A 21,846-nucleotide genomic window follows, 5' to 3' on the forward strand; every position below is an offset into this window, starting at 1 on the left:
TCCTGCAGTCGGTGCCGAGGATGCCGCCGCGCTACGTGCGGCTACTGCAGCCTTCTCCGCTTCGCTAGCACGAACCAGTTTGACACGGATCACAAAATTGGCTACCCGCCGCTGGTCACGCGAGGTCAGGGCCACATTGCCCGCCACGATCTCGACTAGTTCCGGCTTGGTAAACCAGGGCGTATTGTTGGCAAGATTACGCAGCAATTCCGAAACACGTTCGTTAGACTGCGCCACACCGTTGATGAGTACTGACTGATCGGCTTGGGCCATTCTGCTGATGTAAACACCATCCGGAAGTTGGTTGACCATTTCCGTCAGCAGATGTACCGGCAAATTGCGATCCGATTGCAAATCTTCCACCGCCTGCTGGCGAGCACGCAATGCCGCGATTTCTGCCTCCAGGCCACTGATGTCCTTGATCTGGCTTTCCAACTTCTTGATTTCGGTTTGCAACACTTGATTGGTATCTCGCTGCTCCGATATCGCAGCCTCGTACCACAAAAACACTGCACCAGCAATCAGACCGCCAAACAGCGCAGAAGCGCCCAGCGAAATATTGAACACATCGCGGCGCCGCTTGCGCGCGGCCTCGCGGTGCGGTAAGAGGTTGATCAGAATCACTGCGCAAACCTCCGCAAGGCCAGACCGCAAGACGTCAGATAGGACGGAGCCTCACGGGTCATTTTCTTCAGACGAACACCGCTCCCAATCTCCATCCCATCGAAAGGATTGAGCAAGCTGCAAGGGAAAGTCGTGTGCTGTGTGACTGCAGCGGTCAGACCAGGCAGAGCGGCCGATCCGCCTGCCAGCATGATGTAGTCGACCTTGTTGTGCGGCGTGCTGGTAAAGAAGAACTGCAACGCACGGCCCAACTCCTGAACCATGGTTTCAATGAATGGCTTCAGTACCGCGGCCTCATAGTCTTCGGGCAACTCGCCGCTGCGCTTCTTGCTTTCGGCCTCTTCCTGTGAAAAGCCATATTGGCGCACGATCAACTGTGTCAGTTGCGCACCACCAAATGCCTGGTCCCGGTCGTACAAGACCTCATCGTCGCGCATCACCTGCATGCTGGTTGTCAGCGCACCAACTTCAAACAAGGCAACGATCAACCCTGCGCCTTTATTGGGCAGATTCTCGATCAACCGTCCCGCAGCGAGACGCGAAGCGTAGGACTCGACGTCAACCACCAAAGGTGTCAACCCTGCAGCCTCTGCCAAACCCTGAATATCTTGGACTTTTTCCTTGCGCGAAGCGGCGATCAGCACTTCGATATCACCCGCCGACGTGGCACTGGGACCAATCACGCAAAAATCCAGGCTGACTTCATCCAATGGAAATGGAATGTACTGATTGGCTTCGTTTTCGACCTGTTGTTCCAATTCTTGGTCCGACATGCCGCCAGGCAGCACAATTTTTTTGGTAATCACCGCCGATGGCGGCAAGGCCATGGCTACATTTTTGGTCTTGGTTCCGCTCTTCTTGACCAAGCGCTTCAAGGCGTTGGCAACTTCCTCGAATTTCTCGATATTGCCGTCCGTGATCCACCCTCGCTCCAGTGGCTCAATAGCACAACACTCCAAGACCAGACTGCCGGCCTTGTCACGACCCAACTCCACCAGCTTTACACTGGAGGAACTGATATCCAACCCGAACATGGATGCCGGTTGGCGGCTGAATAACGACCCCAATGAGATCAAAACGGTCCCCTGAAACATACCGGTCAAGCACCGGTCAGACTTAAGAAATCACTTCAATGCTATCAGTAAGCACATTGTCCCGCAAAGGTTTTTTCTGTTTTAAGCTGTTTCAAGCGTTGCCAAAAGCAGACGGTTTTTAAGCATTTGCGAAATCTGGGGACAGATTTCTCCACGCCGGCAAGAACCGGCAACAATGCTTGCTGCCGCGCCAGGGAAGTGCCCGTCCGCTGATTTTTATAATGCCGTGGTCACCCCAGCCCACCTCTATGCCATCCAGCCCAACCCTATCTGATAAAGACACGCCCCCTTCGCGCAAGCCGAAGGAAAAAACTTCCATGCATTGGCTGCTGCGTTCGGTGTTGTGGGCCGGTGGGGCGCTATTGGCGGGCGCCTTGTCCGTGCTGATCGTGGTGGCCATTGCATTGGCCGTCGCCTACCCCAACCTGCCCGATATTTCTGAACTGTCGGACTACCGCCCCAAGCTGCCGCTACGCGTTTTTTCCGCGGAAGGCGATTTGATCGGTGAATTTGGTGAAGAGCGGCGCAACCTGACGCCCATTGCCGAAATCCCCAAGGTCATGACCAATGCCGTATTGGCGATTGAAGACGCACGTTTCTACCAGCACGGTGGCGTGGACTACCTTGGCGTGATGCGGGCGGGTCTGGCCAATGTGGGCAAAGCCAAGAGCCAGGGCGCATCCACCATCACGATGCAGGTGGCTCGCAACGTTTACCTGTCGTCGGAAAAGACTTTCACCCGCAAGATTTACGAAATCCTGCTGACCTTCAAGCTGGAGCACCTGCTTAGCAAAGACCAGATCCTTGAGATCTATATGAACCAGATTTTCCTGGGCAATCGGGCGTATGGCTTTGCCGCAGCTTCCGAGGCCTATTTTGGCAAGCCGCTAAAGGACATCACGGTCGCCGAAGCGGCCATGCTGGCTGGTCTGCCCAAGGCGCCGTCCGCTTACAACCCCATCAGCAACCCGCAAAGGGCACGGGTGCGCCAGCGCCACATCATTGACCGCATGCTGGAAAACGGCTTTATCAGCGAAAAGGAAGCCGAAACGGCCAAGGCCCAGGAACTCAAGGTCAAGTCCGGCGCCGTCAACACCCAGGTGCATGCCGACTACATTGCCGAAATGGTGCGCCAACTGATGTATTCCCAGTACGGCGACGAAACCTATACGCGCGGCCTGGACGTCCGGACCACGGTGCGCACCTCCGACCAGAACGTGGCTTACAAGGCCTTGCGGCGAGGCATCATGGATTTCGAGCGCCGCCAGATCTACCGCGGCCCCGAGAAATTCATTGTGCTGCCTACCGCAGCTAGCGAAGTGGAAGACGCCGTCGACGATGCACTGGAAGACCACCCCGACAACGGTGACGTCATGTCCGCCGTGGTGCTAGAGGCGGAGCCCAAGAAGATCAAGGCCATGCGCACCGGCGGTGTGTTGGTCGAGATCATCGGCGACGGACTCAAGCCCGCCCAGTCCGGCTTGTCGGACAAGGCCCCGCCCAATATCAAGATACGCCGCGGCGCCGTGATACGGGTTGCCAAGACGGTCAAAGACACCTGGGAAATCACCCAATTGCCTGAAGTGGAAGGCGCCTTTGTCGCCATCGACCCACGTGACGGGTCCATCAAGGCCTTGGTCGGTGGCTTTGACTTTGGGAAGAACAAGTTCAACCACGTGACACAGGCCTGGCGCCAGCCGGGCTCCAGCTTCAAACCTTTCATCTATTCGGCCGCGCTGGAAAAAGGCTTCACGCCAGCCACCGTCATCAATGACGCGCCGCTGTTCTTTGACGCAGGCGTCACCGGCGGCCAGCCTTGGGAGCCCAAAAACTACGACGGCACCTTTGAAGGCCCCATGACGCTGCGCCGCGGCCTGGCCAAGTCCAAGAACATGATCTCCATCCAGATCTTGCGCTCCATTGGCACCCAATACGCCCAGGAGTGGATCACGCGATTTGGCTTTGAGGCGGAAAAACATCCCGCCTACCTGACCATGGCCTTGGGCGCGGGCTCCGTCACGCCCATGCAGATGGTCGTGGGCTACTCCACCTTTGCCAATGGCGGCTACCGGGTCAACCCCTGGCTGATTTCCAAGGTCAGCGAACAGCGCGGCAAGGTGCTGGTCGAGACCAAGCCGCCCGTGTTGGCCGACACCGAGCGCGTCATCGACGCCCGCAATGCCTTCATGATGACCAGCCTGTTGCAAGAGGTCACCCGTTCGGGCACGGCGGCCCGCGCACAGGCTACGCTCAAGCGCCCCGACGTGTACGGCAAGACCGGCACCACCAACGACTCCATGGACGCCTGGTTTGCCGGCTACAACCCCACGCTGACCGCAGTCACCTGGATTGGTTACGACACGCCACGCAAACTCGGTGACCGCGAAACCGGTGGCGGCCTGAGCCTGCCGGTCTGGATCAGCTTCATGGAGAGTGCACTCAAAGGCGTGCCGGTCAACGAACCGCCTGCGCCCGAAGGCGTGGTGCATGTGGGTGGAGAATGGTTCTACGAAGAATACGCCAAGAGCGCTGGCGTGTCGGGCGTCGGCATGGAAGAGAAGCCAGAGGCTTTGACCGTTCCGCTGCCACCCGCTGAGGAAAAGAAGAAGATCCTGGATCTGTTCCGCAACTGACGGTCGAAGATCAGGCCGTGAAGCGCAGCGCCTGGCCAGACTGGGCGCTGGCGTTCTCGGTCAGTGCCGTGAAAAACTCCCCCTGGCCCTTGGTATCTTGCCACTGGCCATCCACCCAACGGTAATGGAAGCCACCGGCCTTGGCGGCCATCCAGATTTCGTGCAGCGGCTTTTGCTGGTTAATGACGATCTGGCTGCGGTTGGCGAAGACGATGGTGACCATGCCCCCCACCCGCTGGTTGTCCACATCGGCATCGGTCTCGTCGTTGATGCGGTCACAGCTTGCTTCCACCGCTTGCAGCAAAGTTTCGGCACGGTCCAGGTATTCGGAGTCAGTCATTACAATTTCATGATGTTGAACGCAAAGCAAATTCTAGTCAGTGCGCTTGTCCTTGCTGCCTGCATGGCGGCGCTGAGCGGCTGCGGCCAGACGGGCTCGCTGTACCTACCACCGGCGGCCACCACGCCGGCCAAGCCTGCAGCCAGTGCTCCGCAAGCGGCGGTTCATCAAAGCTATAATTTTTATAGCTGACTACGCAACACTGACGAGGGCTGCAAAGCCCTTTTCCTTACGGCCTGCACCACCCGCCAGCCCAGCAGGCTACCCAGGATCAGGGCGTACACAGCCACCTCGGCAAAGTTGTGCTTGCCCGCCCGCATCCAGAAGAAGTGCACCACCGCCAACACCGCAACGGCATAGACCAGCCGGTGCAGCATCTGCCAGCGCTTGCCGCCCAGGGCCTTGATGGCACGGTTGAAGGAGGTCAGTGCCAAGGGCGTCAGCAGCACAATGGCTGTAAAGCCCACCAAGATGAAGGGACGCTTGGGGATGTCCTTGGCGATATCCACCAGATCAAAGCCCATGTCGAACCAGCTGTACGCCAGCAGGTGCAAGACCGCGTAAAAGTAGACGAACAAACCTGCCATACGCCGAAAGCGTGCCAAAGGCGGCAGCCCGGCGATGGTGCGCAGTGGCGTTATCGCCAGCACTACGCACAGCATGCGCAGCGCCCAATCCCCGGTGGAACGCTCCAAGGCTTCGGCCGGGTTCGCACCCAGCCAGTCAAATACCGCCGCCAGCACCAGCCACCCAAAAGGCAGCAAGGCCATCACGAACGCAATCGGCTTGGCAAACCGGCTCAGCAGGTACTGGTTGATGCGGGCACGCACGGACGAGGCCACTCTCAGTAAAACCGTTTCAGGTCCATGCCGGCATAGAGCTGCCCCACCTGGGCTTCGTAGCCGTTGAACATCAGCGTCTTGCGCTTCTTGGCAAACAGGCCATCCTCACCAATGCGGCGCTCGGTCGCCTGGCTCCAGCGGGGGTGGTCCACATTGGGATTGACGTTGGAGTAGAAGCCATACTCATTGGCCGCCGCCTTGTTCCAGGCCGTGCCTGGTTGCTTATCGGTGAAGCGGATCTTGACAATGCTTTTGCCACTCTTAAAGCCATACTTCCATGGCACTACGATGCGCACCGGTGCGCCGCTCTGGTTGGGCAGCACCTCGCCATACATGCCAAAGGTCAGCAGGGTCAGCGGGTGCATGGCTTCATCCAGGCGCAAGCCCTCCACATAGGGCCAATCCAGCACGCGCGAGCCGACATAGGGCATGGTCTTGGGGTCGGCCAGCGTCACAAACTCCACATACTTGGCACTGCCCAGCGGTTCGACGTGCTTGATGAGATCGGCCAGCGAGTAGCCCACCCAGGGTATGACCATGGACCAGCCCTCCACACAGCGCAAACGGTACAGGCGCTCCTCCATGGGGCTAAGCTTGAGCAAATCTTCCAGCGCCATGCGGCCCGGCTTCTTCACCAGCCCCTCGATGTCCACCGACCAGGGAGTGGTCTTGAGCGTGTGGGCATTGGCCGCGGGATCGGATTTGTCGGTGCCGAATTCGTAGAAATTGTTGTAGCTGCTGGCGTCCTTGTAGGCGGTGGGCTTTTCCATGGTCGTGGCGCCCGACACCAACGAGGGCCGCGCCGCCAAGGCGGCCAGCTTGCCGGGGCGTGGCACAGGCGTGTCGCCCTGCGCGAAAGCCTGGCGCGTAGCCCAGCTCGCCATGGCGCCACCTGCCAGCCCCGATGCCATCAGCCGCAGGATATGGCGGCGGTTTTCGTAGTGGGCGCGGTCGGTGATTTCGCTGGCAATGCCGTGGTTGAAGCCGTTGCCTTGGGTTTTGATCAGCATGGGAGAGGTCCTCGTTGTATAGAGCTTGGTCGGCCACCGGCCCCACTTCTTACATGCAACCAGTGCAAAAGCAAAAGGGGCAGACCCATCTTGCGATGCATCTGCCCCTTAGGGACGCTTGCTGGCGTTTGGTTCCGCAAAGAGAACCTTACGCAGCGATCAACGATTTGTCGCTTTAACGCAGGCCGGCAATGTAGTCCGACACGGCCTTGATTTCGCGGTCGTTCAGCTTGGCAGCGATCTGTGTCATTTGCGGGCTGTTCTTGCGGCCACCGTCACGGAAGGCTGTCAACTGGGCTGCAGCGTAATCGGCGTGCTGGCCGCTAACACGGGGAAACTGGGCGGGAATGCCAGCGCCATTGGGGCTGTGGCAACCAGCACAGGCGGGCACCTGGCGGTCGGCAATGCCACCGCGGTAAATGCGCTCACCCATTTGCACCAAAGCCTTGTCGGTGGAGAAACCGGGCTTGGCTTTCTTGCTGCCCACCCAGTAGGCGATGTTCTTCATGTCTTCATCCGACAGCGCCGATGCAAAACCCTTCATGATGGGGTTGGCACGCTTGTCGCTCTTGAACTCTTGCAACTGCTTGACGATGTATTCGGGGTGCTGTTGGGCCAGCTTGGGGTTGGCAGGGGTGCCGGAATTGCCATCCGCACCGTGGCAAGCCGCGCAGACCGCGCCAAAACTTGCTTCACCCTTGGCCAGATCCGGCTTCACCACCTTGGCAGCCGCATGTTCGGCGGGAGCAGCGGCTTCAGACGCGAAGGCGAAAAGGGGCGAGGCTGCCGCTGTGGCGGCGATGAGCAATTGGGCGATCAACTTCATGGTGCTGCTGTAAGTCTAGTGGGCAAAACAGGGGGCATTCTACAATGCGGGCAGGGTCTTTCGCCTTATTCAATGACTACCAAGACAAACTCCAACAGCTTTACCCCCCCAGCCCCCAAGGCCGGAGAAGGTGAAAAGACCCCCGCGGCCATCGCGCTGGGCTGGCTCCACACAGCCCGATTCCTGACCACGGCCCCCGAGCTGCGCTTTCTGCCGCCGCTGGACGTGCCGGAGATTGCCTTCGTCGGCCGCTCCAATGCTGGCAAATCCACGTGCATCAACACGCTGACGCAGCAAAAGCAACTGGCCTTTGCGTCTAAAAAACCGGGGCGCACCCAGCACATCAACCTGTTTGCCCTGGGCAAGCAAGGCGTGACCGACGCCATCCTGACCGACTTGCCGGGCTACGGCTACGCAGCCGTGCCCAAGCAGGACAAGATCCGTTGGCAGCAGGTCATGGCCAATTACCTGGTCACGCGCGAGAACCTGACTGGCATCGTGCTGATGTGCGATCCGCGCCACGGCCTGACCGAGCTGGATGAAATCCTGCTCGACGTCATTCGCCCCCGGGTTCAAGAAGGCCTGAAGTTTCTGATCATCCTGACCAAGTCCGACAAGCTGACCCGCAGCGAGGCCACGAAAATTTTGTCCATCACCAAGCTGCAGGCCGGCGGTGGCGAAGTCATGCTGTTCTCGGCCACCAAGCGCAAAGGCATAGACGATGTCGCCAAATTGTTGTGGAAGTGGGCGCACCCGCAGGCCAACAAGACATCTGCCGTCAAGGCGGAGGCCGACGCACCTGAAGAGCCCGCTGCCAGCGACGAATGATTGAAACCTACCAGCAGCCCCTGCCCCACGGCATCACACTGAGCTGCCGGGCAGCCGGTACGCGGGGGCGGCCGGTACTGGTCTTTTTGCATGGTTTCCCGGAAGGCGCCTTTGTCTGGGACGCACTGCTGGAACACTTCTCCCAGCCACAGAACGGCGGCTACCGCTGCGTGGCACCCAATCTACGGGGCTTCGAGAAATCCTCAGCACCGACCGAAATCAGCGCCTACCGGCCCAAGCACCTGGTGCAGGACATTGCTGCCCTGGTTGCCATCGAAACCGGCGGCACAGAGCCGCTGGCCTGCCTGGTCGCCCACGACTGGGGCGGTGCCGTGGCCTGGAACTTTGCCAATCAGTTGCCGCAGCTGACCCACAAGCTGGCCATCGTCAATTCGCCCCACCCTGGCACCTTTCTGCGCGAGCTCAAGGCGAACCCGGCCCAGCAGCAGGCCAGCGCCTACATGAACTTCCTGGTGCGCGACGACGCCGAAAAGTTGCTGACCGACAACGACTTTGCCCGCCTGTTCGCCTTCCTGACCCACGAGTTTGCGGGCGCGCGCCCCACGCCGTGGCTGACCGAGGCCGTCAAGGACCAGTACCGCGCGATCTGGTCCCTGGGCCTGCGCGGCGGTTGCAACTACTACCGCGCCTCCCCGCTGCGCCCACCCCGCCCCGAAGATCCGGCCGCGGCCTCAGTGGACTTGCCCGCCAGCATGCTGACCGTGACGCTGCCCACGCTGGTGATCTGGGGCATGGACGACGCGGCCCTGCCGCCAGTCTTGATCGACGGTTTGCAAGACTATGTGCCCCATTTGAAGCTGCGCCGGGTGCCAGGCGCCACGCACTGGATCATCCACGAGCAGCCTGCCCTGGTCATCCAGCACCTTGGCGATTTTCTGCGCTAGCCCTCGTACTACTTACGTAATGCGCTACTCATTTAGTAGCAACCGCTTGCAACGCCCCATCGCCGATCAATAGGGCGGTTTTTCGCCGTTGGGCCTATCCTTGAAGCGCTTGTGCACCCAGTAATACTGGCTGGGATCAGCCGCGATATAGCGCTCCAGCTCCTGGTTCATGCGCGTGGTGTCCAGCTCCAGGTCGCCAGTGGGAAAGTCCGCCCAGGCGTCCAGCACCCGCACGCGGTAGCCCTGCGGCGTCATTTGCGTCACGATGGGCACAACCTTGGCCCGCCCCAACTTTGCAAAGCGCGATAGCGAGGGGATGGTGCAGGCATCCACGCCAAAGAAAGGTACAAAGAGTGACTCGGAAGGGTCGAAATTCATGTCGGGCAGCAGATACAACGGCTCCCCTGCACGCACCGCCGCCACAATGGGCTTGACGCCATCCAGCCGCGCCACCATTTCAGGTTGGCCAAAGCGCTGGCGGCCAGCATAGATCCAGGCGTCGGCATCGGTGTTCATCTGCGGCGAATAAATGGTGGCAAACCGCCGCGGCACCTGCTGGGTCAGCGCCGTCCACGCGGCGTCCAGGCCCATGAAGTGGGGCGCAAACAAGATGGTGGGCTCGTCGCCGTCCAATTCGTGCAGGCTGCCTTCCAGCGCCAGGCGCCGGCGCAAAACCGCATCGGACCCATGCCACAGCCAACCCCGGTCCAGCCAGCTCTGCGCAAACCGCACAAAGACCCGCCGCGTCTGGCGGCGCAACTCCTGGGTCGACCATTGCGGAAAGCACAGACTCAGGTTGATCAGCACCACCCGGCGCCGCGAAGCCACCAGGGCATACAGCAGCCACCCCAGCAAAGCACCTTGCGCACGCAGCACTGGCAGCGGAAGCCAGGCCAAACCCGCCATGCACTTGAGCAACAGCCGCGTCAGCATGGGCACCCACCCACCGGCGGTGCAGTCGGCACCCATGCTGGCAAAAGGGATGTCAGTTCTTGCAATTGGCGAACCCTGTCTGAGATAAAATACACGCTGTCGCTGAGTTACAGAACTACTTGCAGGGCGACGCGCATAGGGGTGGTGTCGAAAGGCCTGCCATTGTGCCTTGTCAATACTGACAAATCTGCTAAAGCGTTCGCTGCAAGCTCCAACAAGGCCCAAGCAACGCGACTTGATGTTTTTTTGGAGTACATACCATGGCGAACGATTTTCTCTTTACGTCCGAGTCTGTGTCTGAAGGCCACCCCGACAAGGTCGCCGACCAGATTTCCGACGCCATCCTGGACGCGATCTTCAAGCAAGACCCCAAGTCCCGCGTGGCCGCCGAAACCCTGACCAATACCGGCCTGGTCGTGCTGGCCGGTGAGATTACCACCAACGCCCATGTGGATTACATCCAGGTGGCGCGCGACACCATCAAGCGCATCGGCTACGACAACACCGAATACGGCATCGACTACAAGGGCTGCGCCGTGCTGGTCGCCTACGACAAGCAATCCAACGACATCGCCCAGGGCGTGGACCATGCCAGCGACGACCACCTGAACACCGGCGCCGGTGACCAGGGCCTGATGTTTGGCTACGCCTGCGACGAAACACCCGAGCTGATGCCAGCTCCCATCTACTACTCCCACCGTCTGGTCGAGCGCCAGGCGCAACTGCGCAAGGACGGCCGTCTGCCCTTCCTGCGTCCCGACGCCAAGAGCCAGGTCACGATGCGTTATGTGGACGGCAAGCCCCACAGCATCGACACTGTGGTGCTGTCCAGCCAGCACAGCCCCGAGATGAGCCTGGGCGACAAGATGAAGCCAGAGTTCTACGAGGCTGTCATCGAAGAAATCATCAAGCCCGTGCTGCCCAAGGCCTGGCTGCAAGACACCAAGTACCTGGTCAACCCCACCGGCCGTTTTGTCATCGGTGGCCCGCAAGGTGATTGCGGCCTGACCGGACGCAAGATCATTGTGGACACCTACGGCGGTGCCTGCCCGCACGGCGGCGGTGCCTTCTCCGGCAAGGACCCTTCCAAGGTGGACCGTTCGGCTGCTTACGCTGCACGCTATGTGGCCAAGAATATCGTGGCCGCTGGCCTGGCGCGCCAGTGCCAGATCCAGGTGGCCTACGCCATCGGCGTGGCCCGCCCCATGAACGTGACCGTCTACACCGAAGGCACCGGCGTCATCCCCGACGACCAGATCGCCAAGCTGGTCAACGAGCACTTCGACCTGCGTCCCAAGGGCATCATCCAGATGCTGGACCTGCTGCGCCCCATCTACGAGAAGACGGCAGCCTATGGCCACTTCGGCCGCGAAGAGCCCGAGTTCACATGGGAACGTACTGACAAGGCCGCAGCGCTGCGTGCAGCGGCCGGGCTGTAAGCCCGGCGTTTGTGCAGCAAACCTGCGGCCTTGCGGCGAAGGCTCATATCGCGTAGCGATGTGAAGGCGCTCTGGCGCCGTGCCGCAGCCACAATGCCGTGAACCAAAAGCCGGTAACAATACGCCCATGAAAATCCAGACACAACGCTTCATCGATCGCTGGGTAGGCCAGCTTCTGTGCAGCGCCGTGTCGGCCTGGGTGCGCTTCACCGGCCTATTCCGCGGGCCGGCGCAACTGAGCATCGCACCGAAAAATATTTTGGTGATACTGCTGTCCGAGATGGGCAGCATCGTGCTGGCCGGCCCCATGTTTGCGCAACTGCGCAGGCTGTACCCAGGTGCTGCCATCCACATCCTGCAGTTGAAGAAAAACCAGGAAGTCTCCAAGCTGCTGCAACTCACGGCTCCGGAGTACATGCACAGCCTGGACGACAGCTCCGGCGGATCGCTGGTGCGTGACATTCTCAATGTCAGCATCGCCATGCGCCGCCTGGGCCTGGACGCCGTCATCGACTGCGAACTGTTCTCGCGTGTCAGCGCCCTGCTGTCCTTCAGCACCGGCGCGCCGGTGCGCGTGGGCTTCACACCCCACACCCAAGAAGGCCTCTACCGCGGCAGCTTCATCAACCACGCCATTCCCTACAACCCCTACCAGCACATCAGCAAGCAATTCCTGTCGCTGGTGGACGCGCTCGATTCCGTCGGCAGTGTGCCGCGCAACAAGGTGGCGCCCATTCGCCGCATGCCGGTGGACACTGAACTATCGGTGGCCTTCACCCAGGACGAACTGGCGGCCTACGCCACCAAGCTAGTTGCCGACCACCCGGTGCGCGCGGGCAAAAAGCTGGTGCTGATGTATGCCGGTGGCGGCATCCTGCCCGAGCGCGCCTGGCCGCCTGAGCACTACGCCCGCGTGGCCCAGGGCCTGTGCGCCGCGGGCTTCGCCGTGGGCCTGATTGGCCTGAAGGACGACGCGCAATTGGCCAAAGAGCTGATTGCAAAGATTCAGAATAAGGCATGCATCGACCTCACCGGCTACACCCGCAGCATCCGCGAGCTGCTGATGCTGTTCCACGCCGCTGACCTGCTGATCACCAATGATGGCGGCCCCGGTCACTTCGCCACCTTGACCCCCATACAAACCATGGTGTTCTTCGGCCCCGAGACCGGCAAGCTGTACGGCCCGTTGGGCACGCGCAATGTGGTGCTGGAAAGCGGCATCGCCTGCTCACCCTGCCTCTCCGCCTACAACCACCGCTTGACCTTTTGCGATGGCGACAACCAGTGCCTGAAGCGCATTGCGCCCGACCCGGTACTGGACCAAGCCTTGACCTTTTTGCGCAACCAACCGGCTGCTGCCGCCGCATGAGCAGCGCGGGCCATACAACAGCGCTGCAACGCGCGGTGCTGTGGGCACTGGGCCTGCTGGAGCGCTACCGCTACATCAAGTTCGGCATCGTTGGCGCCAGCGGCACCGTGGTCAATCTGACCATGCTGCATGTGGGCCATGAGTACGTCTTCAACCACATCGAAGCCACATACAACAAGCCCTACCTGTCCCTGGCAGTGGCCATTGCGCTGGCCACCCTCAACAACTTCACCTGGAACCGCCTGTGGACCTGGTCCGACCGGGTCAAGACGCTGGAGCAGGAAGAAAGCCCTGGCCCGGTGAGCCTGCGCCTACTGGCCACCGAGTTCAGCCAGTATGCCACGGCATCCGCCTTTGGCAGCGGCTTGCAATATGTGCTGACGCTGTTACTGTCCAGCACCATGGACTACCGCGTGGCCAATATCATCGCCATTCTGGCCGCTAGCGTAAGCAACTTTTTGGCCAACGATCGTTGGACCTTCAAGCGCGATAGAGAATAAATCGCAGCAAACGAAATCACTCCCTGAGATCATTCGCATCAAGGCGATTGTTAGGAAACTCAATGACAGATCACAAGCATTTCACATTCCCACTGAACGTATACGCGCAGTGTTTGCAAATAGAGTTCGGTGGCTTTGAATACTTGCACTATGGCTTGTTCGATTCCGACGCCGAGCCTATCGTGAACGCTCAAAAGAAAGCGAGCAATTTCCTGCTCAGCCATATCGCGGCCGAGCCGACGCAGCGCATCTTGGAAGTTGGCATTGGCATCGGCACCACGCTCGCTGAGCTGGGACGCAAAGGCTACGACATATTGGGTATCACTCCCGACGCCAATCAAATCAATTACGCAAAGAAACGCTACGGGGACGCGCTACCCGCAATTTGCTCACGGTTGGAAGACTTCACCCATACAGAAAAGTTTGATTTGTTGCTCTTCCAAGAAAGCGCACAGTACATCCCGACACAAACGTTGTTTGAAAAGGCGGATGAGTTGCTGGGTGATGGTGGCAGCATTCTCATCATGGATGAAGTCACTCTAACCCAGAAGTCTTCTATCGGGGATGGGCTGCCCTCGCTTGAGGAATACGAGCGTTTTGGCCTGGACGCGGGTTTTGCTCGCAGCACGCTTGTCGACTTGAGCGCGCAGGCAACCACAACCAACAATGTCATTCTCGAATCTGTCCGCCGCAATCGCCAGCAGTTGATTGAAGACCTCGACCTGACCTCGGCTGCAATTGATCAGCTCATTCAGTCCGCCGAAGCCTACCTCCACAATTATTCGACCGGAAAGTACGGGTACGCGCTGATGAAGTTCGATCGCGCCAACGGATTGAAATAGTCACCAAAAGCAAGGGCTGCGTGCTGAAACAAGTGCTTCGAGACCATACAAAATGCAACGGAGGCTGAGAGAAGACAGTGTCTCGGCCCCGCCCTGGGGTTGGGTTGCCATCGTTGCAGCGTGCGCACTGCTGTACTTCTACGGCCTGAACAGCCCCTACGCCCCGACCAATGGCGACGAGATGGTCTACATCCACATCGCGCGCATGACGGCGGAGTCTGGCCACTGGCTGCCACTGCAGTCCGAGATCATCGACACCCGCAACACCAAGCCACCGCTGCTCTTCTGGCAAGCCATCGCGGCCGGTGACTGGGGACGCAACTGGAACCTGTTTATCCTGCGCCTGCCCAGCGTGCTCTACACCTTTGCGACGGCCGCGCTGCTGGCTTTCTTTGCGCACCGCATCAGCGGCGGCAAGCTGCGCACGGCCTGCATCGCTGCGGCGCTGTACCTGCTGTTTTTCTCCACCTTCCGCTACGGCCGCGCCTACCTGACCTCCGCCCCCGAGACCTTCTGGCTGGCCCTGCCGATGTGGTGGGTGCTGTGGCTGCGGGTACGCGGCCCGGCCAGCGCAAGCGACAAATCCGACGGCATGGACTGGCGCATGTTCACGCTGATGGGCATTGCCATGGGCCTGGGCTCGGCCTACAAGTCGTTCGCGCTCATCGCACCGGCCGCCGCGGCCGTGTGGTGCGCTTGGCTGGCCAGCGCGCCGCGCCTGGGTTGGCCGCTGGTGGTCCGCGCCACGGTGGGCCTGGCCTGGAGCACGCTGCTGGCGCTGGGTATCTTCGCACTGTGGTTTGCGCTGGACCCAGACCCGGCCTCGGTGTGGCAGGAATTCGTCGTGGCCGAAAACGCAGGCAAGATGTCCAATACCCAGGGCTACTGGCATGCCGCGCTGTTTGGCGCCTACCCGATGTGGACGCAGTTGCTGGCCTACCCGGTCAACGCCGGCTTGCTGTTTCTCCCCGTGCTGGGCCTGGGATGGACCGCATTCAAAGTGGCCTTCCAACGCCAGATCTATGTGCAACTGTCCCCAGCGCTGCGCGTGTTGCTGGCCTGGGTGGTGGTGTGGCTGGTGGTGTTCACAATCCCCAGCCAACGCTCCGAGCGCTACCTGATCCCCGCCATGCCTGCCATCGCCATCGCCATGGCACTCGCCTGGGACCGCATTGCCAAGGCCTGGTTCTGGATCACGCTGGCGCTTTTGGTACCGGCGCTGGTGATGCTGGCCCGTGTGGCCTGGGTCATGGGTGAGTTGCAGATCGCCAGTGGTCCGCAAGTTGCTATTACTCTGATAGCTGTAGTGCTAGGTTTTACGGGGGCTTGCGCCGGATTTTTCATAAACCGTTTGGCCAAGACAGCCACGCTGGCCGTGGTGCTGGCCATATATGCAGCCTTTGGCCTGATGGTGCAGCCGCTCAGCACCCCGGCTGCTGGCTACAGCCCAGTCGTGCAGGGACAACTGCAAGGCAAACGCGTGGCGGTGCCCAATGGCTTTACTGGCCAGTTCGAGCGCTTCCGCTTCATCCTGCCCGGTGCGCGCATCACGCCTTACGACGCAGAAGGCCGCAACACCGGCGCCTACCAACCCGACCGGCCGCCCACGGAGCGCCTGGCTTTCTTGCTGGACCAGTTTGACGCCGTCGTCTGGTTGCAAGACAGCCTGGACGAACCCGCCCCCAGTTGCCTTCCAAACTGCACATTGCTGGGCACGCGCTGGCATGTGAAGAGCCGGCACAAGACAGGTGAGGTCACGCTGGACAACCTGTGGCACCCAGAGCAATGGCTGTTCCGCCGCGAGTGGTTGGTGGCACCAAAATCCTGAGCTATCGCTAAGCCCCACTGCCGGCAGACGCCAGCTTGCGTATCCCCTCGCGGTAGCGCCGACTCACCGGCACCTCACCACCATCGCGCATGCGGGCACGGGCGTCGCCCGAGTCCAACGGCTCGATCTGCAGCACGTAGTCCAGATTGATGATGTAGCTGCGATGCACCCGTACAAAACGGGCCGGGTCCAGCCGGGCTTCGATGGACGCCATCGTCGCGCGCAGCGGGTAATCGTGGGCGCGCACACGCAGGTTCACGTAATTGCCCCGGGCCTGCAGCCACTCGACCTCGGCCGCGGGCAGCAAATATTCTTTACCCAGCTTGCGCACCAAGAAGCGCTCCGGCCGCTCGACCGGCTCCACCGCCGGGCCGTCGTCCGGTGCGTCCAGCAAGCTGGCCTCGCCCTGCAAACGCAACAGCAACAAGCGGTACAGCGCCACCATCAGCAAGATGGCAGCGTAGCTGCGAAAGTCTTTCAGGTATTCGTAGGCCAGTTCCAACGGCCAGTTGCCAAAGCCGTATTCCTCGCCCTGGCTGGCATAGGCCAGTTTGCGCAGGCCCACCATGCCCAGCACGTGCGCGAAGCTGAACACCACGCTGGCCAGCACATGCCAGCGCAGGTTCGCCCGCCAAGTGGCCCACTGCAAACCAAGCCGCCGCTCGAATGCGATGACAGCGGGAACCAGCGCCAGCAGCACCAGGTTGCTGCTCCATTCCCACACCACCGGCTCCCAACGCGCAAAGCCCAGGCCGGTGCGCGCAATGTCCAGCCACACGGTGATGCTGTTGAGCAGGGCTTGGCCGCAGAAGAAGATGATCCACAGCGCTGGCTCCACCACGGGCTGCCAGGGCCGGTAACGCGCCAGCCAAGCCTGGGCATCCGGCGGCACGGCAGCGATTGCGGGGGCGTTGTTATTTTCCATGCCGGCGATGGTAGCGACGCCGGGCAGCACGCCCCCCGAATTTCGTCCCCAAACGCCACCGCTGGTCCCTTTCTGTACCCAATCCGTCCCTTTTTACCCACCAAAAGCCCCGGTCCACCTAATCTGGCGGCCGTTTTCAACTTCCACCCAACCGCCATCCATGAACCGCCGCCACGATATCGACGCCCTGCGCGCCCTGGCTTTTGGCCTGCTGATCCTGTACCACCTGGGCATGCTGTATGTCACCGAATGGGGTTGGCATGTCAAAAGCAGCTACCTGTCCGAGGCGCTGCAGATACCGATGCTGATGCTCAACCGCTGGCGCATGGACCTGATCTTTCTGGTCTCCGGCATCTCCACGGCGTTCATGCTGCGAAACACCCGCCTCGGCAGCTTTTTGCGCCAGCGCAACTGGCGCCTGCTGCTTCCGCTGGCCTTTGGCATCGTGGTCATCGTTCCCATCCAGCCCTATGCCGAGGGCGTGACCCATGGGGTGGTGCAGCCTGGTTTTGTGAATTTCTTGGCGCGCTACTACACCGCGGCCGCCTGGCCCGAGCACGCATTTGCCGGCTGGCAACACGGCTACACCTGGAACCACCTGTGGTACCTGGCCTACCTGCTGTGCTACACGTGGGTGCTGGTTACGCTGCAACCGCTGTTCAGCACGCGCCCGGGCCAGCGCCTGCTGGCCGCCTTCACTGGCCTACGCGGCGCCCGCCTGCTGGTGCTGCCCGCGCTCCCGTTGATGCTCTACACCGTACTGCTGCAGGAGCGTTTCCCCGGCACCAACGACCTCATCCACGACTGGTACCTGCACCCCGTGTACTTCACGGTCTTTGTCTACGGCTGGTGCCTGGCCCGGTCCGACGCGCTGTGGGCCGAACTACTGCGCCTGCGCAAAATTGCATTGGGTCTGGCCCTGGCCTGCGGTGCCGCCTACCTAGCTTCGGTTCTGTCGTTCAAGGCCAAGGAGGAGATTTCCACCGTCATGCAATGGCTGATCTGGACGCTGCGCAATATCTATGTCTGGGCCACGCTGTGCGCGATCCTGGGCTGGGGCCATGCCCTGCTGAACCGACCATTTAGCTGGCTGCCGTGGGCCACCGAGTCCGTCTATCCCTGGTACATCCTGCACCAAAGCCTCATCGTGCTGCTGGCCTACTGGCTGGTGCCGCTGCAACTGGGGCCGATGGCCGAGCCACTGCTTATCGGAACCGGGACCGTGCTCGGCTGCTGGGCGCTGACATCGGGCCTGGTAATGCGCGTGGGCTGGTTGCGGCCGCTATTTGGGCTGAAGCCGAAAATATTTTTGCCCCATTTGTCGAAATCTGCATGACTCAAACGTCATGGTGTAGATGCAGCGTTTGCCACATCACAACACCCTGAAACCAAGGAGTCTTTCCATGCAATACCTGTTGATGATCTACGCCAGTGAAGCCGCCGAGAATGCCATGCCCCCCGCCGAAATGGGCACCATCATGCAGGCCTACGGCGCCTACACCGAGGCCCTGGTCAAGGCTGGCGTCATGCGCGGCGGCGAGCGCCTGCGCCCCACGACGGACGCCACATCCGTGCGCGTGCGCAATGGCAAATCCGAAGTGCTGAACGGCCCCTATGCCGACACGCAGGAGCAACTGGGCGGCTACTACGTCATCGACGTGCCCGACCTGGACGCTGCGCTGCAATGGGCCGCGCGCTGCCCCAGCTCGGTTTACGGCACGATCGAGGTGCGGCCGATTTGGGCGATGTAGCACCCACCAGCCTGGACGCGGCGCAGCGCGCGGCCGAAGCCGCGGCCCGCCATAGCTACGGCAAGCTGGTCGCGTTTCTAAGCCGGCGCACCCACGATGTAGCGGCGGCGCAGGACGCGTTGTCTGCCGCGTTCGAGGCCGCACTGCAGCAATGGCCGGTGCAAGGCGTGCCCGCCAGCCCCGAGGCCTGGCTGATGGCCGTAGCCAAACGCCAGGCTATTGACGTCCAGCGCCGCACCGCCACCAGCGACGCGGCCACCGACGACCTGCTGCTGCTCTCCCCGGTATCCACCGAAGACAAGGACGACGCAGAGGACCGCGAGATCCCAGACGACCGCCTGGCCCTGCTGTTCGCCTGCGCCCACCCCGCCATCGAGCGCGGCGTGCGCGCACCGCTGATGCTGCAAACCGTGCTGGGCCTGGATGCCGCAGCGATTGCTTCCGCCTTCCTCGTGCCGCCCACCACCATGGGCCAACGCCTATCGCGTGCCAAGACCAAGATCAAACAGGCCGGCATTCCGTTCAAACTGCCCGAGCGTGAGGACCTGCCCGAGCGCCTGGACACCGTGCTGGAGGCCATCTACGCGGCCTTCACCCAAGGGTGGTCCGACCCCGCCGGCCTGGACCCGCGCCACCACAACCTCAGCGACGAGGGCATCTGGCTCGGCCAGCTCGTCGCAGCGCTACTCCCCCATGAACCCGAAGCCATAGGCATGTTGGCGCTGATGCTGCATGCCCACGCAAGGCGCGGCGCGCGGCGCGATGCCCGCACTGGCGCCTACATCCCGCTGGCGCAACAAGACCCCAAGCTGTGGGACACGGCCCTCATCGACGAGGCCGAACGCCTGCTGCACCAAGCCAGCGCACTGCGTGCCATCGGCCGCTTCCAGCTGGAGGCTGCTGTGCAGTCCGCCCATGTGATACGCCGCCACACCGGCCACACCGACTGGCCCGCCATTGCCCAACTCTATGGCGCGCTGGCCGAGCTGACCGGCTCACCGGTGGTGGAGATCAACCGCGCCGTGGCGGTGGCCGAGTGCGAGGGTGCAGCCAAGGGCCTGGAGATTCTGGACGGCGTGGCCGAGGACCCGCACCTGGCCAGCTACCAACCCTACTGGGCCGCACGTGCCCACCTGCTGGCGCGCAGCGGCGCACGGGATGCGGCCGATGCGGCCTACGCGCAGGCGATTGGATTGGAGCTGGACCCTGCGGTGCGGCGCTATTTGCAACAACAGCGAAATGGGCTGTAGCCCTCGTGGGACGGTCCTAAGCAGCTACCAAAGCAATAGCAATATTTAGTCTTTTGGCAGACTAGCAGCAGGTCTCCACGCCCTGCCGCACCGGCAGCCTGCGCAGCGCATGCACGTGGCGCGCGACCTCTTGCGCTGGTAGCGGCCCGCCGTGGCCCATGTAAAAGCGCTGCGTGCCGGCGTCCACCATAGCCTGCAGCACATCGGCCACCGCATGCGGGTCATCCTCGAATGGCGGGCGCATGGCCTGACCCGTGCGCACGATGCCGCCCAGCAGGATGCCCGAGGCCAGCAGGTCACCCACCATGGCATCACCACCGGCCAGCTGCACGGATAGAGACCCGGCCGTGTGGCCCGGCGTGTGCCGCATCGAGCCCTGCAATCCATACGGCGACAGGTCCAGCGCTTCATCGGTTTGCAATAACAAGTCTGGCGTGAACGGCGTGTAGGGCTGCAGTATCAAACCCATGCGCAGGAACAGGCGGCCAAACCAGCCGGTGGCGCAAAACCGCATCGGCTTTTTCTGCTGGTAGTAGTCCAGATCGCCCGCGTGCGCGACGATGGGTGCGCCGCTCAGTTCGCGCAGGCGGGCGGCGCTGCCCGCGTGGTCCACATGGGCGTGGGTGATGACGATAAGCCGGATGTCGCTCCATCCCAGGCCCTGCTGCTTGAGGGCGCGCGCTATCTTGTGTTCCGAGCCGGGCAGGCCTGCGTCGACCAGCACGCAGCCGTGCGCGCCCGTAAGCAAGTGACAGTTGACCATGCCAAAGGGCAGGATGGAAATACGGGTGATGTGGGGTGTTTGCATAGTGCAGGAATTGTTGACCTCACGCGCCAAACGCTACCATGCTGATATCCGCTGATTTATGGTCAATATCATCAAATCCACTTCGTCCAAAACCAAGGTCCAGCGCCGCCCGCTGCGCATCGCCCTACTGGCCTATGCCGGTTGCATGGGCACACAGGTGTTCGGCCTGGCGGAGGTGTTGCGACTGGCCGCCGATATCGCCAGCACGCAGTTGGGCACCCACACAGCAACTCCTTTTGACATCCAGGTTATCGGTCTGCGCCAGCGCCTGGTCACCATCGCCGGCGGCAACACCATCGCCACGCACAAGCCTGCCGGCCACTTCGACCTGCTCATCGTGCCGGGCCTGGAGATCAGCCGCCACGTGGATTGGGATGCGGCGCTGGCTCCGTTGAAACCTGAACTGGCCTTCATCCGCAGAACCTTTGCCGCCGGCACGCCCGTGGCGGCGGTGTGTGTGGGCGCATTCCTGCTGGGTGAAGCGGGACTGCTGGACGGCCGCAAGGCCACGACGGCCTGGTTGTTTGCACCAACGCTAGCCCAGCGCTACCCGGCGATGGCATTGGACGCCGCATCGGTGTTGCGGGAAGACGCCGGCATCACCACGACCGGCGCGGTCAGCTCCGCCTTTGATCTTGCCATCCACCTCGTCAAGCGCACACTGGGCGCTGCGGTTGCCACAGCCACCGCACGCGTCTGCCTGTTGCCAGACCAGCGCGCGAGCCAGTCCCCTTTTCTCGACGCAGATTTGATGGACCCAAAGCTAACCCCGTTCGCGCAGCAGGTGGCGCAGTGGCTGGATGCGCGGTTGGCTAAACCCTTCCACTTGGCGCAGATGGCCCAGGCCTTTTGCATCAGCAGCAGCACGCTGATGCGGCGTGTCAAAGCCGACACCGGCCACACGCCGCTGGCCCTGCTCCAAAAGGCGCGTGTGGAGAAAGCCAAACAACTACTGCACACCACACGCTGGAGTCTGGCGCGCATCATTGAAGCGGTGGGTTATGCCGACACGGCCTCCTTCAGCCGCCTGTTTGTGCGCTGGGTGGGCGAATCCCCGGCACGCTACCGTCGCCGCGGGGGCTAGCATGCCCCGCTGCAA

21 protein-coding genes and 1 pseudogene are annotated in these 21,846 nt (G+C 61.6%); 13 read left to right on the top strand and 9 right to left on the bottom strand.

Features of this window, described 5'->3' with window-relative positions; genetic code table 11:
- Positions 1 to 18 precede the first annotated feature (18 nt).
- Positions 19 to 624, bottom strand: a pseudogene (locus AC07OO_RS04350) (PilN domain-containing protein); the annotation flags it as partial.
- The gene (locus AC07OO_RS04355; RefSeq protein WP_495081772.1) at positions 621 to 1,700 is read right to left on the bottom strand and encodes a pilus assembly protein PilM; all 1,080 of its coding nucleotides are present in this window, start codon (positions 1,698 to 1,700) and stop codon (positions 621 to 623) included. The gene AC07OO_RS04355 and the pseudogene AC07OO_RS04350, both read right to left, overlap by 4 nt.
- 266 nt (positions 1,701 to 1,966) lie before the next feature.
- Here AC07OO_RS04355 and AC07OO_RS04360 point away from each other — a divergent pair, with 266 nt between their 5' ends.
- Positions 1,967 to 4,351, top strand: coding sequence for a penicillin-binding protein 1A (locus tag AC07OO_RS04360; protein ID WP_495080825.1), 2,385 nt, complete (start codon positions 1,967 to 1,969; stop codon positions 4,349 to 4,351).
- A gap of 10 nt (positions 4,352 to 4,361) precedes the next feature.
- Here the strand turns inward: AC07OO_RS04360 and cyaY are convergent, their stop codons facing one another.
- Positions 4,362 to 4,691, bottom strand: coding sequence for an iron donor protein CyaY (cyaY, locus tag AC07OO_RS04365; protein WP_495080826.1), 330 nt, complete (start codon positions 4,689 to 4,691; stop codon positions 4,362 to 4,364).
- 12 nt (positions 4,692 to 4,703) lie between these two features.
- On the opposite strand from cyaY, the gene lptM reads away from it, so the two are divergent.
- Positions 4,704 to 4,883 carry an LPS translocon maturation chaperone LptM gene (gene lptM / locus AC07OO_RS04370; protein ID WP_495080827.1) on the top strand — a complete coding sequence of 60 codons (180 nt, stop codon included), beginning with the start codon at positions 4,704 to 4,706 and terminating at the stop codon, positions 4,881 to 4,883.
- Here the strand turns inward: lptM and msrQ are convergent.
- From msrQ to AC07OO_RS04385, 3 genes are all read right to left on the bottom strand, one after another.
- A complete protein-coding gene (msrQ, locus tag AC07OO_RS04375; protein WP_495081773.1) occupies positions 4,874 to 5,509 on the bottom strand; it encodes a protein-methionine-sulfoxide reductase heme-binding subunit MsrQ in 636 nt (211 codons plus the stop codon). The two genes, lptM and msrQ, sit on opposite strands and share 10 nt — an antisense overlap.
- 26 nt (positions 5,510 to 5,535) lie before the next feature.
- Complete coding sequence (gene msrP, locus AC07OO_RS04380) at positions 5,536 to 6,543, bottom strand: protein-methionine-sulfoxide reductase catalytic subunit MsrP (RefSeq protein WP_495080828.1); 1,008 nt, start codon at positions 6,541 to 6,543, stop codon at positions 5,536 to 5,538.
- Between the two features lie 175 nt (positions 6,544 to 6,718).
- The gene (locus tag AC07OO_RS04385; RefSeq protein ID WP_495080829.1) at positions 6,719 to 7,369 is read right to left on the bottom strand and encodes a c-type cytochrome; all 651 of its coding nucleotides are present in this window, start codon (positions 7,367 to 7,369) and stop codon (positions 6,719 to 6,721) included.
- Positions 7,370 to 7,441: 72 nt separating this feature from the next.
- Here AC07OO_RS04385 and yihA point away from each other — a divergent pair, with 72 nt between their 5' ends.
- On the top strand, positions 7,442 to 8,197 hold the full coding sequence (gene yihA, locus AC07OO_RS04390) for a ribosome biogenesis GTP-binding protein YihA/YsxC (RefSeq protein ID WP_495080830.1): 756 nt from the start codon (positions 7,442 to 7,444) through the stop codon (positions 8,195 to 8,197).
- The gene (locus AC07OO_RS04395; protein ID WP_495080831.1) at positions 8,194 to 9,102 is read left to right on the top strand and encodes an alpha/beta fold hydrolase; all 909 of its coding nucleotides are present in this window, start codon (positions 8,194 to 8,196) and stop codon (positions 9,100 to 9,102) included. Before yihA ends, AC07OO_RS04395 begins: the two co-directional genes overlap by 4 nt.
- 66 nt (positions 9,103 to 9,168) lie before the next feature.
- Here the strand turns inward: AC07OO_RS04395 and AC07OO_RS04400 are convergent, their stop codons facing one another.
- Entirely contained in the window at positions 9,169 to 10,035 is an 867-nt protein-coding gene (locus AC07OO_RS04400) for an LpxL/LpxP family acyltransferase (RefSeq protein WP_495081774.1), read from the bottom strand.
- A 260-nt stretch (positions 10,036 to 10,295) separates the two neighbouring features.
- Between AC07OO_RS04400 and metK the strand changes: the two genes are divergently transcribed.
- From metK to AC07OO_RS04425, 5 genes are all read left to right on the top strand, one after another.
- Positions 10,296 to 11,474 carry a methionine adenosyltransferase gene (gene metK / locus AC07OO_RS04405; RefSeq protein WP_495080832.1) on the top strand — a complete coding sequence of 393 codons (1,179 nt, stop codon included), beginning with the start codon at positions 10,296 to 10,298 and terminating at the stop codon, positions 11,472 to 11,474.
- A 127-nt stretch (positions 11,475 to 11,601) separates the two neighbouring features.
- The gene (locus AC07OO_RS04410) at positions 11,602 to 12,843 is read left to right on the top strand and encodes a glycosyltransferase family 9 protein (RefSeq protein ID WP_495080833.1); all 1,242 of its coding nucleotides are present in this window, start codon (positions 11,602 to 11,604) and stop codon (positions 12,841 to 12,843) included.
- Positions 12,840 to 13,343 carry a GtrA family protein gene (locus AC07OO_RS04415; RefSeq protein WP_495080834.1) on the top strand — a complete coding sequence of 168 codons (504 nt, stop codon included), beginning with the start codon at positions 12,840 to 12,842 and terminating at the stop codon, positions 13,341 to 13,343. Before AC07OO_RS04410 ends, AC07OO_RS04415 begins: the two co-directional genes overlap by 4 nt.
- A 62-nt stretch (positions 13,344 to 13,405) precedes the next feature.
- A complete protein-coding gene (locus AC07OO_RS04420; protein ID WP_495080835.1) occupies positions 13,406 to 14,185 on the top strand; it encodes an SAM-dependent methyltransferase in 780 nt (259 codons plus the stop codon).
- A 52-nt stretch (positions 14,186 to 14,237) separates the two neighbouring features.
- Positions 14,238 to 16,013 carry an ArnT family glycosyltransferase gene (locus AC07OO_RS04425; RefSeq protein ID WP_495080836.1) on the top strand — a complete coding sequence of 592 codons (1,776 nt, stop codon included), beginning with the start codon at positions 14,238 to 14,240 and terminating at the stop codon, positions 16,011 to 16,013.
- Positions 16,014 to 16,020: 7 nt separating this feature from the next.
- Here AC07OO_RS04425 and AC07OO_RS04430 read toward each other — a convergent pair whose 3' ends face one another.
- Positions 16,021 to 16,938, bottom strand: coding sequence for a LytTR family DNA-binding domain-containing protein (locus tag AC07OO_RS04430; protein WP_495080837.1), 918 nt, complete (start codon positions 16,936 to 16,938; stop codon positions 16,021 to 16,023).
- 160 nt (positions 16,939 to 17,098) lie between these two features.
- On the opposite strand from AC07OO_RS04430, the gene AC07OO_RS04435 reads away from it, so the two are divergent.
- From AC07OO_RS04435 to AC07OO_RS04445, 3 genes are all read left to right on the top strand, one after another.
- The gene (locus tag AC07OO_RS04435; protein WP_495080838.1) at positions 17,099 to 18,274 is read left to right on the top strand and encodes an acyltransferase family protein; all 1,176 of its coding nucleotides are present in this window, start codon (positions 17,099 to 17,101) and stop codon (positions 18,272 to 18,274) included.
- Between the two features lie 67 nt (positions 18,275 to 18,341).
- Positions 18,342 to 18,689, top strand: a complete 348-nt coding sequence (locus AC07OO_RS04440; RefSeq protein WP_495080839.1) for a YciI family protein — start codon at positions 18,342 to 18,344, stop codon at positions 18,687 to 18,689.
- Complete coding sequence (locus tag AC07OO_RS04445; RefSeq protein WP_495080840.1) at positions 18,677 to 19,939, top strand: RNA polymerase sigma factor; 1,263 nt, start codon at positions 18,677 to 18,679, stop codon at positions 19,937 to 19,939. The genes AC07OO_RS04440 and AC07OO_RS04445 overlap by 13 nt, the downstream gene beginning before the upstream one ends.
- Positions 19,940 to 20,000: 61 nt before the next feature.
- On the opposite strand, the gene AC07OO_RS04450 is transcribed toward AC07OO_RS04445, so the two are convergent.
- Positions 20,001 to 20,747 carry an MBL fold metallo-hydrolase gene (locus AC07OO_RS04450; RefSeq protein ID WP_495080841.1) on the bottom strand — a complete coding sequence of 249 codons (747 nt, stop codon included), beginning with the start codon at positions 20,745 to 20,747 and terminating at the stop codon, positions 20,001 to 20,003.
- A 58-nt stretch (positions 20,748 to 20,805) separates the two neighbouring features.
- Here AC07OO_RS04450 and AC07OO_RS04455 point away from each other — a divergent pair, with 58 nt between their 5' ends.
- Complete coding sequence (locus AC07OO_RS04455) at positions 20,806 to 21,831, top strand: GlxA family transcriptional regulator (protein ID WP_495080842.1); 1,026 nt, start codon at positions 20,806 to 20,808, stop codon at positions 21,829 to 21,831.
- Positions 21,832 to 21,846 lie beyond the last annotated feature (15 nt).

The organism is Rhodoferax sp. GW821-FHT07G04 (assembly GCF_059418585.1).